This is a genomic window from Sphingopyxis sp. SE2, from assembly GCF_032227185.1.
Classification (GTDB): domain Bacteria; phylum Pseudomonadota; class Alphaproteobacteria; order Sphingomonadales; family Sphingomonadaceae; genus Sphingopyxis.
The window spans coordinates 2,109,850-2,126,323 of sequence record NZ_JAPMXW010000001.1; the positions used below are offsets into that span (position 1 = coordinate 2,109,850).

The 16,474-nt window shown below is 66.4% G+C and carries 19 protein-coding genes; 4 read left to right on the forward strand and 15 right to left on the reverse strand.

Annotation, left to right across the window (positions count from 1 at the left end; genetic code table 11):
* Positions 1-30 precede the first annotated feature (30 nt).
* From OVY29_RS10055 to trbB, 12 genes are read right to left on the reverse strand one after another with little or no spacing between them, the layout of a single operon-like run.
* On the reverse strand, positions 31-306 hold the full coding sequence (locus OVY29_RS10055; RefSeq protein ID WP_313911216.1) for a helix-turn-helix domain-containing protein: 276 nt from the start codon (positions 304-306) through the stop codon (positions 31-33).
* A gap of 2 nt (positions 307-308) precedes the next feature.
* Complete coding sequence (locus tag OVY29_RS10060; protein WP_313911217.1) at positions 309-530, reverse strand: DUF2274 domain-containing protein; 222 nt, start codon at positions 528-530, stop codon at positions 309-311.
* Positions 527-1,756, reverse strand: a complete 1,230-nt coding sequence (locus tag OVY29_RS10065) for a TrbI/VirB10 family protein (protein WP_313911218.1) — start codon at positions 1,754-1,756, stop codon at positions 527-529. Before OVY29_RS10065 ends, OVY29_RS10060 begins: the two co-directional genes overlap by 4 nt.
* Positions 1,753-2,571, reverse strand: coding sequence for a P-type conjugative transfer protein TrbG (gene trbG, locus OVY29_RS10070; RefSeq protein WP_245198677.1), 819 nt, complete (start codon positions 2,569-2,571; stop codon positions 1,753-1,755). The genes OVY29_RS10065 and trbG overlap by 4 nt, the downstream gene beginning before the upstream one ends.
* Before the next feature lie 14 nt (positions 2,572-2,585).
* Positions 2,586-3,269: a conjugal transfer protein TrbF gene (trbF, locus tag OVY29_RS10075; RefSeq protein ID WP_167921564.1), complete on the reverse strand. Its 684-nt coding sequence runs from the start codon at positions 3,267-3,269 to the stop codon at positions 2,586-2,588.
* 4 nt (positions 3,270-3,273) lie between these two features.
* Entirely contained in the window at positions 3,274-4,554 is a 1,281-nt protein-coding gene (trbL, locus tag OVY29_RS10080; protein ID WP_313911220.1) for a P-type conjugative transfer protein TrbL, read from the reverse strand.
* Positions 4,551-4,778: a putative entry exclusion protein TrbK-alt gene (gene trbK-alt / locus OVY29_RS10085; RefSeq protein WP_167921566.1), complete on the reverse strand. Its 228-nt coding sequence runs from the start codon at positions 4,776-4,778 to the stop codon at positions 4,551-4,553. The genes trbL and trbK-alt overlap by 4 nt, the downstream gene beginning before the upstream one ends.
* 25 nt (positions 4,779-4,803) lie before the next feature.
* Positions 4,804-5,520, reverse strand: a complete 717-nt coding sequence (gene trbJ / locus OVY29_RS10090) for a P-type conjugative transfer protein TrbJ (RefSeq protein ID WP_313911221.1) — start codon at positions 5,518-5,520, stop codon at positions 4,804-4,806.
* A gap of 12 nt (positions 5,521-5,532) precedes the next feature.
* Positions 5,533-7,959 (reverse strand): conjugal transfer protein TrbE, encoded by a 2,427-nt coding sequence (gene trbE / locus OVY29_RS10095; protein ID WP_313911222.1) that lies wholly within the window; start codon positions 7,957-7,959, stop codon positions 5,533-5,535.
* Entirely contained in the window at positions 7,956-8,225 is a 270-nt protein-coding gene (locus OVY29_RS10100; protein WP_313911223.1) for a VirB3 family type IV secretion system protein, read from the reverse strand. Before OVY29_RS10100 ends, trbE begins: the two co-directional genes overlap by 4 nt.
* Positions 8,225-8,575, reverse strand: a complete 351-nt coding sequence (locus tag OVY29_RS10105) for a TrbC/VirB2 family protein (protein WP_313911224.1) — start codon at positions 8,573-8,575, stop codon at positions 8,225-8,227. The genes OVY29_RS10100 and OVY29_RS10105 overlap by 1 nt, the downstream gene beginning before the upstream one ends.
* Positions 8,572-9,555, reverse strand: a complete 984-nt coding sequence (gene trbB, locus OVY29_RS10110) for a P-type conjugative transfer ATPase TrbB (RefSeq protein WP_313911225.1) — start codon at positions 9,553-9,555, stop codon at positions 8,572-8,574. Before trbB ends, OVY29_RS10105 begins: the two co-directional genes overlap by 4 nt.
* A gap of 219 nt (positions 9,556-9,774) precedes the next feature.
* Between trbB and OVY29_RS10115 the strand changes: the two genes are divergently transcribed.
* The 4 genes from OVY29_RS10115 (at position 9,775) to OVY29_RS10130 (ending at position 12,140) form a co-directional block, all read left to right on the forward strand.
* The gene (locus OVY29_RS10115; RefSeq protein ID WP_313911226.1) at positions 9,775-10,293 is read left to right on the forward strand and encodes a helix-turn-helix transcriptional regulator; all 519 of its coding nucleotides are present in this window, start codon (positions 9,775-9,777) and stop codon (positions 10,291-10,293) included.
* Positions 10,294-10,354: 61 nt separating this feature from the next.
* A complete protein-coding gene (locus OVY29_RS10120; protein WP_313911227.1) occupies positions 10,355-10,687 on the forward strand; it encodes a hypothetical protein in 333 nt (110 codons plus the stop codon).
* Between the two features lie 41 nt (positions 10,688-10,728).
* The gene (locus OVY29_RS10125; protein ID WP_313911228.1) at positions 10,729-11,202 is read left to right on the forward strand and encodes a hypothetical protein; all 474 of its coding nucleotides are present in this window, start codon (positions 10,729-10,731) and stop codon (positions 11,200-11,202) included.
* 137 nt (positions 11,203-11,339) lie between these two features.
* Positions 11,340-12,140 carry a JAB domain-containing protein gene (locus OVY29_RS10130; protein ID WP_313911229.1) on the forward strand — a complete coding sequence of 267 codons (801 nt, stop codon included), beginning with the start codon at positions 11,340-11,342 and terminating at the stop codon, positions 12,138-12,140.
* Here OVY29_RS10130 and OVY29_RS10135 read toward each other — a convergent pair.
* Genes OVY29_RS10135 through OVY29_RS10145 form a run of 3 tightly spaced genes read right to left on the reverse strand, consistent with a single transcriptional unit; the run spans position 12,116 to position 16,275 of the window.
* The gene (locus OVY29_RS10135; RefSeq protein WP_409581459.1) at positions 12,116-12,547 is read right to left on the reverse strand and encodes a ribbon-helix-helix protein, CopG family; all 432 of its coding nucleotides are present in this window, start codon (positions 12,545-12,547) and stop codon (positions 12,116-12,118) included. The two genes, OVY29_RS10130 and OVY29_RS10135, sit on opposite strands and share 25 nt — an antisense overlap.
* A complete protein-coding gene (locus OVY29_RS10140; protein WP_313911230.1) occupies positions 12,544-14,517 on the reverse strand; it encodes a conjugal transfer protein TraG in 1,974 nt (657 codons plus the stop codon). The genes OVY29_RS10135 and OVY29_RS10140 overlap by 4 nt, the downstream gene beginning before the upstream one ends.
* A gap of 15 nt (positions 14,518-14,532) precedes the next feature.
* Positions 14,533-16,275: a DUF3363 domain-containing protein gene (locus OVY29_RS10145; protein ID WP_313911231.1), complete on the reverse strand. Its 1,743-nt coding sequence runs from the start codon at positions 16,273-16,275 to the stop codon at positions 14,533-14,535.
* Positions 16,276-16,474 lie beyond the last annotated feature (199 nt).

The following is a 16,474-nucleotide window of genomic DNA, read 5'->3' on the forward strand; positions in this document are numbered from 1 at the left end:
TAGTTTGCGGAATACGACAGACCGTTTTTGTCAGTTCGCTTCCCGCGATGTCTCCGATGCCGTCGTTCCGCGCGGGCGATGCTGCATTCGATTTGCTGTGAGAAAGCGGCGGATACTGTCCACCATGATGACGGTCGCGCGCCCGACTTTTGCAGCCTCGATGTCCCCCGAGGCGATCAGCTCATATATGGTCGAGCGCCCCAGACCGGTCATGCGGCTGGCGTCAGGAATGCGAACGCTGATCGGTTCAATCGGCGACCGGGCGTCGCCGGGCGTCAAACTTGCTCCGCTTCCGCGACGGTGCATCGCTACGTCCTTCGCCGCTGCTTGCTGAACTCGCGGTCGCCGGCAATGAAGCGTTCGATCATCGGCGGGATGAGCTTCTCCGGCGTCAGCGCCGATGCGAGCCCTGTCAGTTTGGCGTGGACCTCGGCATAATCTGCAAGGTCGCGCGCGAGCGCGCCCGATATCTCGAGCGTGAGCTTCACCGGTTTGTCTTCGGGGATCGGACCGAGGCGGAGCTTCGTCATCGCGCCGCCCCGATGTCGATCGGCTCGAGGATCAAATCGCGCGTGACGATGACGCGGAACGCAAAGCCCGGGCGCACTGTGAGGGTCGCCGGAACGGACAGTTCTCGCTCGACGACCCGCCTTCCCGCCTCGTTCGTCCCGTCCTGCACCCCCGCGCGCAAAGCGCGCACGAGGTCGCTGTCGCCGCTCGACACCAATTCGGTGCCGACGCCGAGGAGCGAGGAGATCAGCGCAGCGCGGAGCATCCGGCCCCAATGATTGTCGACCTTGTCTTCGAGGCCCGCCATGCCGGACGCATCGGCACCGGGCTGGCGGTCGAGCCGGATCGACCGGCCACCGGGAAGGATGAGCCTGTCCCATGCAAGAAGCACGCGACTCTGCCCGGCGACGACCTCGCTGTCATACTCGCCAACGAGGCGCGCGCCTTGCGGGATCAGGAGAATGCGGCCCGTAGGGCTATCGAAAACATTCTGCGTGACCTGAGCGCTGATCTGACCGGGCAGGTCGGAGCGTATGCCCGTGATGAGCGCAGCCGGAATAACAGCGCCTGCCTGCAAGATGAAGGGAGAGCTCGGTGCTACGATCGGCTCGCTGCTCTCGATCGGAGGCCGGCCGCCGCCCGCCATGAATTGTCGCCGCGCCGAGGCGATCGTCGGCTTCTCCTCCGCCGCTTCGGCGGAAGCCGGCGTCGCGGCGATCTCGGCCGCAGCCTCGCGCAGCGGCGCCCCGCCGCTTCCGCCAAGGAACAGCCGGCTCCCCTGCGCCGCCTCGCGTTCCTGCAAGGCGCGCTGCCGCGCCTGTTCGGCCGCCGCGACCCGGGGATCGACCGGCGGCTGCGCCATGCCGGGCACGGGCACGGTTTCGCCGGCATTCTGCGCCGCCACGATCGGCCGCCCGAGATCGCCGGGAAGCGGCGGCCCCAGTTTCGGCACCGAACCATAGTCAGCTGGGCCGCTGGTGATCGTTTCCGCCCGATTGGGGTTGGTTACCTCGTAAAGTTCCTGCGCGGGCCTCGGATCGGGTGTCCGCAACGCCCAAAGCAAAGCGCCGCCGATCGCGAGGCCCGCCGCCCCGCCCGCAAGGGCGAGGGTCTTGCGCGACAGACGCATGACCCGCGGCAGCTCGCCTTCGAGCCGGAAGCCGTCGGGGCTGGCGGGGGCCACCGCTGCCGGACAGAGCTCCGCCTCGACAGGCGCCCCCTCGCCTTCCCGGTCCGGCGCGTTCACTTGCCGCTCCGGCGGCGGGGCGCATCGCGCTCGATGCGAACCGAGTTCGCGGCCCGCCCGCTGCCGAGACGAAGCTCGGCGCGCTCGAAGAGGCGGTCGACAATCATGAAGCGGCCCTGGACGCGGTAGTTGACGAGTTCGGCTGCGCCCTTGTCGCCCAGAATGAAGAGCGGCGGCATCTCCGCGGTCGCGACATTTGCTCCGAATTCGACGAAAAGCTGGCGGCCATCGTCGAAGACGCGCTGCGGCCGCCACGCGACCTTGTCGCCTGAAATCCGGTAGGCAAAGTTCAGGGCGGCGAAATCGATCCCGCCGGCCACGGGGGCAAGCCTTTCGCGTTCGGTCTCCGCGGCGCGGAGCGCGATCAGCTCGTCCTGCGGATAGGACCAGGACACGCCCGCCATATAGGTCGACGGCGTTGCCCTGAGCTCGATGTGATAGGTTCTACGGCTGGTGTTGATGACGAGGTTCGTCATGATATCGGGCCGCGTTGGCTTCACGAGGATGTGGACGCGGCGCGATACGCCGGCGCCGCTCAGCGTGTCGCCGATGATCCAGCGCACCGTGTCGCCTGCGGCAACCGGTCCGGGGCCGACAAGCTCCTCGCCTTCCTGCAGCGCGATGTCGGTGACCTGGCCCGGCGCCGTGTAGATCTGGAACAGCGCGCCATCGGCCCAGGCATATTTCTGGATCGCGCCCTGGAAGGTCGCACGCTCGGGCTGGACGCGGGCGGCGTCATTGGCGCGGCCGACCTGGACCTTGGGATCGCCGGGCGCGGCGTGCGCGGGAAGGCCGAGCGCGAGGGCGCCCAGCAAAAGGGGAAAGCGGATCACTGGCTGAGCTCCTTCGACCAATTCAGACTGGACACAAAGACGCCGAGCGGGTTTGTCCGCAGCGCGTCGGCGGTTCGGGGCGGCTGGATCGTGACCGTAACGATCGCGGACCAGCGCGAGGTTTCGAGGAGGCTGCCGTCCTGATAGCGGCGCTCGGTCCAGGCAATGCGGAAGCTGTCCTTGGACGCCCGGATCACGCTCGATACATCGACCGCGACCTGGCGCTTGCCGATCTCGGCGAACGGGTCGTTGGTGCGGGCGTAATCATTGAGTGCCTGCGCCCCGCTCGTCGTCGCAAAGTCATAGGCGCTCAGCCAATCCCTGCGCAGAACGACGGGATCGGCGGGAATCGAGCGGACATGCTCGATGAAGCGCGCGAGGTGGAAGGCGATCTGCGGATCGGTCGGCGCGAACTCGCCGTCGGCTGGCGCAACCGAGCGCGCCTCGCCAAGCTTGTCGACCTCGACGATCCAGGGCGTGATCGTACCGCGTGACGCCTGCCAGACCACGGCGGCGGCGAGCCCGCCCGACAGGAAGAGCGTGCCGAAGAAAGCGAGCCGCCAGTTCCTCGCCTGGACGCGAGCGGAACCGAGCCGGTCGTCCCAGACCTGGCCTGCGCGCTGATATGGCGTCACGGGCTCGGGCGATTTGCCATAATGGTTGGTCGGTCGTCGAAACATCGCGTCATTCCTTCTGGCTGATGTCGGGAGCGGAGCCGGCCCCATGGCTGTCGCCGGCCTTCAGTGTCTGCGAAGCGATGGTCGCGCCCGACGTGACGGCCTGACGCCGTTTCATCGCAGCGGCCCATGCCGGCGGACCGGCGGGCGCGGAACCTTGCGCCGCCTGCGAGGGCGAACCGCCCTGCCCCTCGGCATAGCTTGACCGGAGCCGCGCCGCGGCGCGGCGCAGCGGAGATCCGGCGCCACTCGCCGCTTCGCGCGCCACATTCGCGAGGCCCGCGCCGAAAGCGCGCATCCCGCTCTTTCCGGCCGCCCCGCGCGCATAAGAGGCCGATGCGCCGCCAGCGGTGCGCGAGGCACCGAGCGCAGTCCGGCCAAGGGCACTGCTTGCCGCGCCGGCGGCAAGTGTCGCACCCGCCGCGCCGGCGGCGAGCGTCGCTCCCGCCGCGAGGGTCGTACCGGCGGCGGCGCCGGCGCCGAGCTGCGGGCCGCCGGCAACGATGCCGTTCGCCACGCTGGGACCAAAAATGCCGAGACCGAGCAGCGTCAGCGCGCCGAGCGCGATCGCCATGACTTCGCGGATGTCGGGCTCGGTGCCGAGTCCCGCATCCATGAAGCGCTGGAAGAGCGTGGTTCCGATGCCGGTGATGACCGCGAGCACCAGCAGCTTGATGCCTGAGGAAATGACATGCCCGAGCACGCGCTCGGCCATGAAGGCGGTCCGGTTGAAGAAGGCGAAGGGCAGCAGGACGAACCCCGCAAGGGTGACCAGCTTGAACTCCAGGATCGTCACGAAAATCTGCACCGCGAGGATGAAGAAGGCAATGACGACGATCACCCAGGCTATCAGCAGGATCAGGATCTGGACGAAATTGGTGAAGAGCCCGACCGGCCCGACGAGGTCGGCGGTCGCGTCTAGTAGCGGTTCGGCGGCGTCGAGCCCGGTGGCTGCGACCATGCCGGGGCGCATGAAGTCGCCGATGGCCATCGCTCCGCCGCTCGCCTTCAGGCCGAGACCTGCGAAGCTTTCCAAAAGAATGGTCGCAAGCGCCTGAAAATTACCGATGATGAAGGCAAAGACGCCGACGTAGATCGTCTTTTTGACGAGCCGTTGCAGCACATCCTCATCGGTGCCCCATGCCCAGAAGAGCGCGGCGATCGTCACGTCGATGACGATCAACGTCGAGGAAAGAAAGCCGACCTCGCCGCCGAGCAGACCGAAGCCGCTGTCGATATAGGTCGAGAAGACGCCCAGAAAATTGTCGATGACGCCGGTGTCGTTCATGGCTTGCTCTTTTCGGTCCGGAAGAAGTGGCGCCTTTTGGTCTCCCAGGCGGCCTCGCACTCGGGGTCGGCTTCGGTGACGGTGCGGCAGCGGCGCAGCGTGTCGCCATAATCGGGGGGTGCGTCCGCTCCGGAGATCTGGGGAGCGGACGCACCGGGCGCGGGCGGATCGAGCGCCGCGATGAGGGCAAGGGCCAGCGCAAGACCCAGGACGATTGCCCCCATCACCAAGCCGCCCGCCCGGCCCATCTCAATTGCCTTTGCGGAAACGGCGGAAGCGTTCGCGGCCCTCGGCCTCGGCGGCCGCCGCGCGCGCCGCGCCCAGCATCTCCGCCCGCCCCTGCGCGCTCATCACCGCTGCGAGGTCGGAAATCTGCTGCGACTGGATGGCGAGCAGCTGGTTGCCCGCCTGCGCCGCCTGCAGCGCCCCGGTCGCCGACTGGCTTGCCCCGACGATTGTCGAGATGGACGTGCGCGTACCGCCCATGTTCGAGACGATGCCGGCCTGCACCTTCATCGCATCCTCGAACGCGCCGACGCTGTCTTTCCAGCGCGCCTCGGCATTGGCGACCATCTCGGCGGCCGAGCCGGTCAGCGCACCACCCTTGTACCGCTGCTCGAAGCCCTTGCGGATGTCGGTCACGTCATAGGCAATGCCTTCGGCCTCGCTCAGCAGCTGGCGCGTCTGGTCGACCTGCGCCTGTAGTTCGCCGAGCGTCGAAACGGGCAGGCTCTGGAGGTTCCGCGCCTCGTTGAGCAGCGAAGCCGCCTGGTTCTGGAGCTGCTTGATCTGGTTGTTGATCTGCTCGAGCGTGCGCGCGGCAGTCAGGATATTCTGCGAGAAATTGCGGGGATCGTGGACGATGCCGCCGACCTGGGCCTGCGCCCGCATCGCCAGCATGGGGCCGGATACTGTCACGGCAGCGAGCGCCGCAGCGACCATCGTGCGGGCAAGTTTCTTCTTCATCGGGGAGACTCCTCATTGGGGGCGGCAATGGGGGGGGAGCAGCTCGGCCGCCCATTCGAGCTTGCGGTGAGAGAGCCAGGCGGCGGCAAAGCCGGCGGCGCCATGCGCGGCGAAAATCTCGCCGATGCGCGTCTGGTCGGTCTTCGAAGAGGCCGCCGTGAAGGCGAGTGCGACGTCGCCGAGCCCGAGGTCGAAGAGGCGATTGCCGCGGCGCGACTGGCAATAATAGTCGCGCTTGGGGGTCGCCCGGCTCAGTATCTCGATCTGGCGCTCGTTGAGACCGAAGCGTTCGTAGATGCGGGCAATCCGCGGCTCGGCGGCGCGCTCGTTCGGGAGGAAGATGCGCGTCGGGCAGCTCTCGATGATCGCCGGCGCGATGCTCGACGTCTCGATGTCGGCAAGGCTCTGCGTCGCGAACACCACGCTGGCATTCTTCTTTCGTAGCGTCTTCAGCCATTCGCGGAGTTGGGCAGCGAAAGCGGGCTGATCGAGGACCAGCCAGCCCTCATCGATGATGATGAGGGTCGGCGAGCCGTCGAGCCGCCCGGCGATCCGGTGGAAGAGATAGGAGAGGACCGCGCTGGCCGACGCCGCTCCGACGAGCCCTTCGGTCTCGAAGACCTGCACGCGTGCCTTGCCGAGCTGTTCTTCGTCGGCATCGAGAAGCCGCCCCCACGGTCCGCCGATGCAATAGGGCGCGAGTGCCTGTTTCAGCGGCTGCGACTGCAGCAGCACCGCGAGGCCGGTCAGCGTGCGCTCGGACATTGGCGCTGTCGCGAGCGAAGTGAGCGACGACCAGAGATGGTCCTTGGCCGCGGGGTCGATCGCGATCCCTTCGCCGCCCAGCAATGCCGCAAGCCATTCGGCCGCCCAGCTGCGTTCGGCTGCCTCGTCGATCCGCGCCAGCGGCTGGAGCGCAACACCGCCTTCGGCATCATGAAGCGCGCCGCCGAGATCCTGCCAGTCGCCGCCCATCGCAAGACAGGCCGCGCGGATCGAGCCGCCGAAGTCGAAGGCGAAGATTTGCGCCCCGCGATATCGCCGGAATTGCATAGCCATCGCCGCGAGCAGCACCGACTTGCCGGCGCCGGTCGGCCCCACGACGAGGCAGTGCCCGACGTCGCCGACATGAAGGGTAAGGCGGAACGGGGTCGAACCTTCGGTCTTGCCGTAAAGCAAGGGGGCGTCACCGAAATGCTCGTCCCGTTCCGCCCCCGCCCACACTGCTGAGAGAGGGATCAGGTGGGCGAGATTAAGCGTGGAAATCGGAGGCTGGCGGACATTGGCGTAAACGTGACCGGGAAGGCTGCCGAGCCAGGCCTCGATCGCGTTCATGCCTTCGATCGTGCAGGTGAAGTCGCGGCCATGGATCACCTTCTCGACGAGGCGCAGCTTCTCGGCCGCGAGCGCCGGATCGGTATCCCACACCGTCACCGTCGCGGTCACATAGGCGATGCCCGAATGATCGGCGCCGAGCTCCTGCAGAGCCATATCGGCGTCGGCCGCCTTGTTCGAGGCATCCGAATCCATGAGCACCGACTGCTCGTTGGTCATCACTTCCTTGAGGATCGCGGCGATCGACTTGCGCTTCGCGAACCATTGCCGGCGGATCTTCGTCAGCAGCTTCGCGGCGTCGGTCTTGTCGAGCATGATCGCGCGCGTCGACCAGCGATAGGCGAAGGCGAGCCGGTTCAGTTCGTCGAGCAGGCCCGGCCAGGTCGCGGTGGGGAAGCCGGTAATCGTGAGCGTCCGCAGATGCGATTGGCCGAGCCGCGGCTCGAGGCCGCCCGCAAGCGGCTGATCGGTGAGGAGCGCGTCGAGATAGACGGGTGTCTCGGGAACGCGCACGCGCTGACGCTTGGTCGATACGGTGCTGTGCAAATAGGTCAGAGTCTCGCCGTCATCCAGCCAGTCGGCCTCGGGCATGAAACCCTCGACGAGGTGAAGGACGCGGTTCGACCGGTCGATGAAGCTCTTCAGATGCTCCTTCGGATCGACGCCGCTCCGCGCCATCCCTTCATAGAGCCAGGCTTCGGCGCGCGAGGCGTCCTCGGCCGGCGGCATCCACAGGAGGGTCAGGAAGTAGCCGCTCTCGAAATGCGCTCCCTCTTCCCGGAACTGCTCTCGCCGTTCCATGTCGACGAGCGCGGAGGCCGTGTCCGGGAATTCCGAGACGGGATAAGCGTTCGAGGGCACGCGCTGCGCCTCGACGAACACCGCCCAGCCAGATCCGAGCCTGCGCAGTGCATTGTTCAGCCGGGCGGTGACGGCGACGAGTTCGGCGGGCGTGGCGCTTTCGAGATCGGGACCGCGGAAGCGCGCCGTGCGCTGCAGCGATCCGTCCTTGTTCAGCACCACGCCCTCGCCCACGAGCGCGACCCAGGGGAGAAAGTCGGCGAGGCAGGCAGATTTGGAGCGATATTCGGCGAGATTCATCATGGCCGCATCCAGACGGGATATTTGATGTGACGCCGGGCGACGTCGACGAACTGGGGGTCGCGGCGCGCGGCCCAGACCGATAGCGCATGGCCTATCGCCCAGATCGCGAGGCCGGCGATCCAGAGCCGGAGCCCGAGACCGATCGCGCCCGCGAGCGTACCGTTGACGATCGCGAGGCTGCGCGGCGCGCCGCCGAGCAGGATGGGCTCGGCCAGCGCGCGGTGGACCGGCGCGAAGAAGCCCGGCACCTCCCCTTCCCGGCTCATCAGACGAGCGCTCCGCCGCCAAAGGAAAAGAAGGACAGGAAAAAGCTCGAGGCCGCGAAGGCGATCGACAGCCCGAACACGATCTGCACCAGACGGCGGAAGCCGCCCGAGGTGTCGCCGAATGCGAGGCTCAGCCCGGTCACGATGATGATAATCACCGCGACGATCTTGGCGACGGGCCCCTCGATGCTCTCGAGGATCGACTGTAGCGGTGCTTCCCATGGCATCGACGAACCGCCGGCGCGGGCGGGTGCCGTGTAGATGAGACCGGCGGCGGTAACAGCCGCAGCACCGAAGCGGTCGAGCGTTGTCCCGCTAAGCAAACGGCGCTTGGTATCCTTCTTGTTCATGCTGGCACTCCTTCAGGGGGGATGAGCGATTTGAGGCGGTACTCGCCGGTCGCGGGATCGAGCCCGTCGACGCGGGCGAGTTCGGAAAGCCGGCGTCCGGCGCCATCGCGGACGAGCACGGCGACGAGGTTGATGGTTTCGGCGAGCAGCGCGCGGGGTACAGTGATCACCGCTTCCTGAATGAGCTGCTCCATCCGGCGCAGCGCGCCGATCGCGCTGCCGGCATGGATTGTTCCTATGCCGCCGGGATGCCCGGTGCCCCAGGCCTTCAGGAGATCGAGGGCCTCGGCGCCGCGCACCTCGCCGATCGGAATGCGGTCGGGCCGCAGACGCAGCGACGAGCGAACGAGATCCGAAAGCGAAGCCACCCCGTCCTTCGTCCGCATCGCAACGAGGTTGGGCGCCGCACACTGGAGTTCGCGGGTGTCTTCGATAAGGACGACGCGGTCCGAGGTCTTCGCAACTTCGGCCAGCAGGGCGTTGGCAAGCGTGGTTTTTCCGGTGCCCGTACCGCCCGCGACGAGAATGTTCTGGCGGTCGGCCACCGCGCGCCGCAGCGCCTCCGCGGCCACCATATCCATGATGCCCGAGGCGACGTAATCGCCGAGGGTGAACACCGCGACCGCGGGCTTGCGGATCGCAAAGGTGGGTGCCGCAACGACGGGAGGGAGCAGGCCCTCGAAGCGCTCGCCGCCGTCGGGCAGTTCCGCCGACACGCGCGGAGCGCCGGTGTGAACCTCGGCGCCGACATGGTGCGCCACCAGGCGAATGATCCGCTCCCCGTCGGCTGCCGAGAGGAGAATGCCGCTATCGGTAATCCCGACCCCAAGCCGATCGACCCAAAGGCGGCCGTCGGGATTGAGCATGATCTCGATGACGGTCGGGTCGGCCAGCCACTCCGCGATGGCGCCGCCGAGGGCGGTCCGGAGCATCCTCGCTCCGCGCCCATGCGCCTCCAGCCGTATCGGTTCCGCGCCCATGGAAGACCCCGTTCCTGCGTCCGGGCAACGGCGCCCGGCTCGACGGGGATGAGTAAGAGACGCATAAAAGGTCGGGCTTCAACAAGGATTTGCGCGCGTCAAACAACAGCAAAGAAAGACAGGCTCCGGCAAAGTCGTTCGTCTTCAATTCGGAACGAACTCACCGCGACTCACCCCCTTGATGCTTGCGCTCGGCGACTTTGTGACCAGAGTGGGACCATGGATGATTCGGGGTCGCACCCACCTGACGATGAAGATCGATGGAACCGGCTGACAGATAAGCAGCGCGCGTGCCTCGACATGCTGATCGAACATAAGACCTCGAAGGAGATTGCTCGGCTGCTCGATATCTCCAAGCATACCGTCGACCAGCGGCTCACGACGGCACGCGATGTCCTCGGTGCGGCCGACCGGAACGAGACTGCGGTGATCTACCGCCGGCTCAAGCAAACATACGACCGAATGACATACGATGCGGTGGGTATTCCTCCGAGCCCGGCGTTGGTGCGATCCGAGTTCCCAGACGGAAGCCCGCCCAACCTGATGGAATTGCACGACAGTTCCGAAGTGCTGGGCAGGCAATCGAGCAATCGCTCTCCGTTCGGGGATTTGTTGAGGCCCGACCATAGTTCGGCAGCCCGCATCGGGATCACGTTGACGCTCGTCGGCGCCATCGTCCTGATCGGACTTGGCGGGCTGTCTATCGGGCAGACGCTTACCGAGCTGCTTACTCGCTGACCCCCTTCCATTGTCGCCGAACAAGGCCGGAGCGGATGCCGCCTCCGGAACAGGAGAAGTCATGTCCAACGAAATCGCACCCACCACCGCGCGTCTCCAGCAGGACGTCGCAGCTGCCGAGACCAGCGTCGATGATACGCTGATCACCATTTCCACTCTCATGAGCAGCGTCGTTGCTGCTCGGCGCGACACTCCGGGCGTTCCTGTCGTCAAGGGTCACGCCACCATCCGCCGGCTTGCGACTGCACAGCTCGCTCTCGTCGACCTCAGCGGCGACATCCACCGCGTCCATGGCGATCTCGTCGAAATCGGACGGGAAACCGCGGGCTATGATCTTCACGAATGTCCGAAGACCGCGGGCGCCAATGTCGTACCGCTCGCCGCGGTGGCCTAAGCTCGTTTGACCGAGAGCCATGAGCGTGAAAAAAGAAGAGAATGCGCATCGCAGCATTCCTCATCCTCATGCTCGTAGCAATCGGTTATGCCCTCCGGAAGGGCGGCGGGCCAGAGCGGGCGATGGCCCTGATTGCAGCGACGATGATCGCATCGGATCAGGCGCTCCACCTGCTCGTCCCGCCAGAATATGCGAGCCTCGACGTCGGACATCTGGCGATAGATCTCTTCGGGGCGAGTTCGACGATGTTCCTGGCGTTGATAGCCTATCGGTTCTGGCCGATGATTGCAGCCGCGCTCCATATTCTCCCGCTTCTCGCCCATCTCAGCCGCTACTTCGACTTTGCGCTGCATCCCGCAGCCTACCTGATCATGCAGGTGAGCTCCTCCTGGCTGGTCCCGCCCCTGCTGATTGTCGCAACTTGGCGGCATCAAATGCGGCTCAAGCGGAACGGCAACGATCCGTCCTGGCGCGGCTCGTCGCTGCCGTTGAACCGGCAAATTGCGAGCGGATAGCCGCAAAGCTTCTCGAGGAATTCCAGAGCATCGGCCGGATCTGGGCGGCAGCGCCCGAAGCGCTTGGCCGCGTCCTTGGGGACGTTTCGCCGGTCGTTTCGCTGATAATCGGCGCGCGCGATGCCGCGCTTGAGACCATGGCGGGCGATCTTCGCGGTATCGCAATCGACCCGTTCAGCCCGGAACTGCGACGCTATCTGATCGCGTCGATGGGATCGCTCGCCGATGAGACCTTGCGCATTCTCTTTCTCGATAGCGCCCGGCGCCTGATCGCGGACGAACGGCTGCAGAATGGCACGCTAAGCCAGCTCGCGATCTTCCCGCGAACGATCTTCAGGCGCGCTCTCGAGCATAATGCGGCGGGCCTTATATTGGTCCACAACCATCCGAGCGGCGATCCCTCGCCGAGCGAGGAAGATATCTCGGCCACCAGGCGCCTCGAAGCGATCGGGCGCTCGCTCGATGTCGAGATCGTGGATCATATCATCGTGACGGCCGCCTACACCCATCATATCCTGAGCCGGGACGCGATCGCTGGAAAGGCTCCATCGCCCTCGCTTTTCACATTCCGCTCGCCCCCTCCGCCGCGATCGGCGCCCGATACCTCCGTGGCGCTGGCCAATGCGGAGACGCTTGTTCATCGACGCCTTCTCCGGCAGCAGCTGATCGGATCATCCGAGCTGTTTGGCGACCCCGCCTGGGAAATGCTCGTCGATCTCTTCATCCATGAGTGCAAGGGCAAGGATCTCTCGATCAGCTCGCTTTGCGTCACACCCACGATACCGATGAGCAGCGCGTTGCGTCTCGCCCAGAAGCTGTGCGACGCGGGCATCCTGCGCCGGGTCGCCGATCCGTTCGATGGCCGTCGGAGCATCATCAAACTGGAGCCCGAAGTCTTCCACAGGCTGCGCGCCTATTTCGAGGGAGGATCGGAATGATCCCCAAGATCGCGTGAGAGCTCGGTTGCCAGTTTCGGCCCGCCCTCCATCCGCCGCGCGAGCGCGGCAACGAACGCCTCCCAGCGCCGCTTGCCGACCGCTTGGGCCGCGGACAAGGCGGCATCGGGCAGCGGCGGACTGTTCGTCAGCCAGTGCCGGACGAGCAGCGCCAAGGTTTCACTCACGAGCTCGCTTTGCCATTCGATGCGGTCGAGTTGACGTGTCATCCGGTCGAGCCGCCTCGTCACCATCGCCTCGAGCCGTTCGTCATGGTCGGGTGTTAGCAGCGAGGCCAAGGCGGCTTCGACGATCTCGGTGCGCGTCAGCCGTCGTTGCTGCGCGCGTTCGCTCATCAGCCGGACGAGCTCGGCATCGAGCCTGAAGGTCTGTTTGACATGCCCGGTCACAGGTCGATCCCGTCGCCGGGATCGAGCGACGCGGTCCGGGCATTGCGAGCCATGCGGCGGTCGGCCGCCGCCCGCAGGCGCGCGGCATCGGCCTGGCTGTCCTCGTCCCGGAAATCGAACTCGCCGTTCACCGGCGGAGGGGGCGGCGCGATATCTTCGTGCACGGGCAGTTCCGGTTCCTGCCGGATGCCGCCATTTGCTGCATCTTCGTTAGCCTCGGCACCTGCAGCGGGATCGGGCGGCGCGACGGATTGCTCGCGGCCCGTCCAGTCGTCGGGTCGGTCAGGACCGCTGTGATCAACCGTCGGCGGTGGCAGGATGCGGCGCGCAAACCGAGCATCGGCATAGTAGCGCGCCTTCTGGCCGCGGATCGGTGGCAGCCCGGAAGCCATCACGATCTCGTCGTCCGGCGGAAGCTGCATGACCTCCCCCGGGGTAAGCAGAGCGCGCGCGGTTTCCGTGCGCGACACCATCAGATGACCGAGCCAGGGCGAAAGGCGATGCCCGGCATAATTCTTCATCGCGCGCTGTTCGGTGGCCGTACCCAGCGCATCCGATATGCGTTTGGCGGTCCGCTCGTCGTTCGTCGCAAAACTAACCCGGACGTGGCAATTGTCGAGAATGGCATTGTTAAGTCCATAGGCCTTCTCGATCTGGTTCAACGACTGCGCGATGAGGAAGGCCTTGATCCCGTAGCCAGCCATGAAGGCGAGCGCGCTTTCGAAGAAGTCGAGCCGCCCGAGCGCCGGGAACTCGTCGAGCATCAGAAGCAGCCGCCGCGGTCGCGCAGCCGGATTGAGCTCCTCGGTCAGGCGCCGCCCGATCTGGTTCAGGATCAGGCGGATCAGCGGCTTCGTCCGGCTGATGTCGCCGGGCGGCACGACGAGATAGAGCGACACCGGGGTATCAGCCTCCATCAAATCGGCGATCCGCCACTGCGAGCTGCCCGTGACCCTGGCGATAACCGGATCGCGGTAGAGCCCGAGAAAGGACATGGCGGTCGACAAGACCCCGGATCGCTCATTCTCGCTCTTGTTTAAGAGTTCCTGCGCGGCCGCCGCGACGACGGGATGGACGCGATCACCCAGATGCTTCGCCTGCTTCATCCTGTAGAGCGTCGCCTCGATCGGTCGGCGCGGATCGGACAAAAAGGCCGCGACGCCCGAGAGCGTCTTCTCCTCCTCGGCGTAAAGGACATGGAGGATGGCGCCGACGAGCAGCGCGTGGCTGGTCTTCTCCCAGTGGTTTCGCTTTTCGAGTGACCCCTCTGGGTCGACGAGCACGTCGGCCACATTCTGCACGTCGCGCACTTCCCATTCGCCGCGCCGCACTTCGAGCAGCGGATTATAGGCTGCCGATTTCGCGTTGGTCGGATCGAAGAGCAGCACGCGGCCGTGGAGGGCCCGAAAGCCGGCGGTGAGCTGCCAATTTTCGCCCTTGATGTCATGGACGATGCAGCTTCCCGGCCAGCTCAGCAAAGTGGGCACGACGAGACCAACGCCCTTGCCCGACCGCGTCGGTGCGAAGCAGAGCACATGCTCGGCGCCGTCGTGCCGCAGATATTGTTTGGCGAAGCGGCCAAGGATCACACCATCCGGCCCGAGCATGCCCGCCTTGCGGATTTCGCGCTCATTCGCCCAGCGCGCCGAGCCATAGGTCTCGGCGCGGCGCCGCTCGCGAGCGCGCCACACCGACATGGCTATCGCCACGATAATCGAAAGGAAACCGCCTGACGCGGCGATGGCCGCGCCGCGATAGAAGATCGGCGGCGCATAAGCGTCATAGGCGAACCACCACCAGAAGAAGGCGGGAGGCGGATAAACGGGATAACCGTCGACGCGGAACCATGGCGCGCCGAGCGCGGTCTGAAAGCCGAGCGCGGCAGCCGTCCATTGGGTCGCCGCCCAGACTGCGGCGGTCACGATGGTGAGGACGATGACGATCTGTCCCCAAAGAATGCGGTCGTTCATATCTCCATCCTTTTCTCAGATACCGATCCCGCGGCCGCGGCCGAGGGCCCAGTCGATCCCGCCGGCCCCGGTGATAGTGCCGATGACCTGCTTGCCGAGATGCCGGTCGAGAGCGGGTCGCCAGGGAACGAGCTGGAAGCCGAGGCCGTCATCGATCATCGCAAAGCGGCCGGAGGCGAGCATGACTCGCTCGCGGTAGATGCCGGCCAAGCGCTCGCCGGGCGCCGATGGGCGATGGGCGAGGCCGGTGCGCGCGGCGATCGCCGCGCCGGCCGCCTCAAGGTCGCGGCGGCGCAGCGTTTCGATCAGCCCGGGCTCGAGATTCCATCGGCCGCCCTGCCGCCGCGCAAGCCCCTCGCCCTCGAGGAAGGCGGCGCGCGCTTTCATCGCATCCTGAAGTTCGAGCCCGAAGCCCGAACCGGCGACCGGCTCGCGCGCGAGCAGCTGCCGATCGAGCCAGGTCGCGCCGCGCGCCGAGATCTGGTCGGCGAGCGGGAGGTCCGAACGAAGTGCGAGCGACAGTCGCCGCGCTCCATCACGACCTTCCCAGCTGCGAAGCTCGACGATCGCACCGGCGGCGGCGTCCCCGGTCCATTCAAGATCGTCGAAGCGAAGATGATGCGCGCGGCCGTCGACGCCATCGACGATCGCGAAGGCGGATCCCGCGAGCTCGTCGTCGAGGCCGCGCGCTACCAGCCGCCCGACGATCGGACCATCGCCCTCTCCATCATGGATCGCGAGCGCGGAGGCATCGAACCGCAATCCCTGCGCCCGCATCTCGCGGTGCATCGTCTTGATGATGTCGCCGCGCTCGCTGAGTTGACGAAGCGTTGTCTCAGCTTCGGGATCGATCACGAACAAGCCCGGGCCGAGCTTCGACGCCAGCCCCATCGCTTCGAGCCGCGCCGCGCGGCCGCGCAGATGGCGGTCGGCTCCCGTATCGCCGCGGTCCGGTCTGAGGTCGGTGACACCCGTCTCGCGGCCGCGCGCGACAAGCTCCGCATCGAGCCCGGTCCAGCGGTCGGCGTCGACCTCGCGCGCCTGCGCCTTGTCGATCTCCAACTCGGCGCGCGGACCAAGTTCGAGCGTCAGGATCTCGGACGCCCTGCCGCGGATCCCTTCGGCGACATAGGTCCGGTCGACCACCAGATCGGATCCGTCCTCGGCGACGCCGCGGACGAGGATATGGATGTGGGGATTGTCGGTATTCCAATGGTCGACCGCGACCCAGTCGAGGGGCGTATCGAGATCGCGCTCCATCTGTTTCATGAGATCGCGGGTGAAGCGCCTGAGATCGTCGACCTCGGCGGCGTCCTCCGGACTGACGATCAGCCGGAAATGATGCCGGTCGTCGGCGCAGCGCTCCGCGAAGGAACCCCTGTCGGCAGCATCCCCGCCGGCATCGAACATCGAGGCGTCGTGCCCGTCGCGCGTGACGCCGTCGCGCTCGAGATAGGCAATGTGCCGCCCGAGAGGCGCCGCGCGAAACTGCGCTCCCTTGTGACGAACGATGCGGGCCATGACGGTGACGCGGCGCTGGGCGGGGCCGCGCCGCATGGCCGCGAGCGCGTGGCGGCCGCGGCCATGGCGCCCGGTCCCGCCGCCTCCCGTGCGGCCGGGACGCGATCGCGTGAACCCCGACCGGGCGGCCGCGCGCTTGACCTGCGCGGCAAGCCGCTTGCCCCTCTGACCCGAACCCGCCCCAGCGTCCCTTCCCTTTCCGGGCCGAACGCGAAAATCCATGTCGTCGCCGCTCATGGCAGCGATGCCAGACGGCAAGTTGTTGAGAGAAAGCAGGAAAGTCGCGCCGCATATGGCTGAGCGAGGGCGGTGCCATACGCAAAAACGTCGGTAATCCAACCACATACCGCCAGCAAGCTGGCAGGTCTTTTATCTTGCCCTCCCTTCCACCACCCCAAGTAGAGCAGCCATCCCAGGAAAATCATGTCCGGACGAT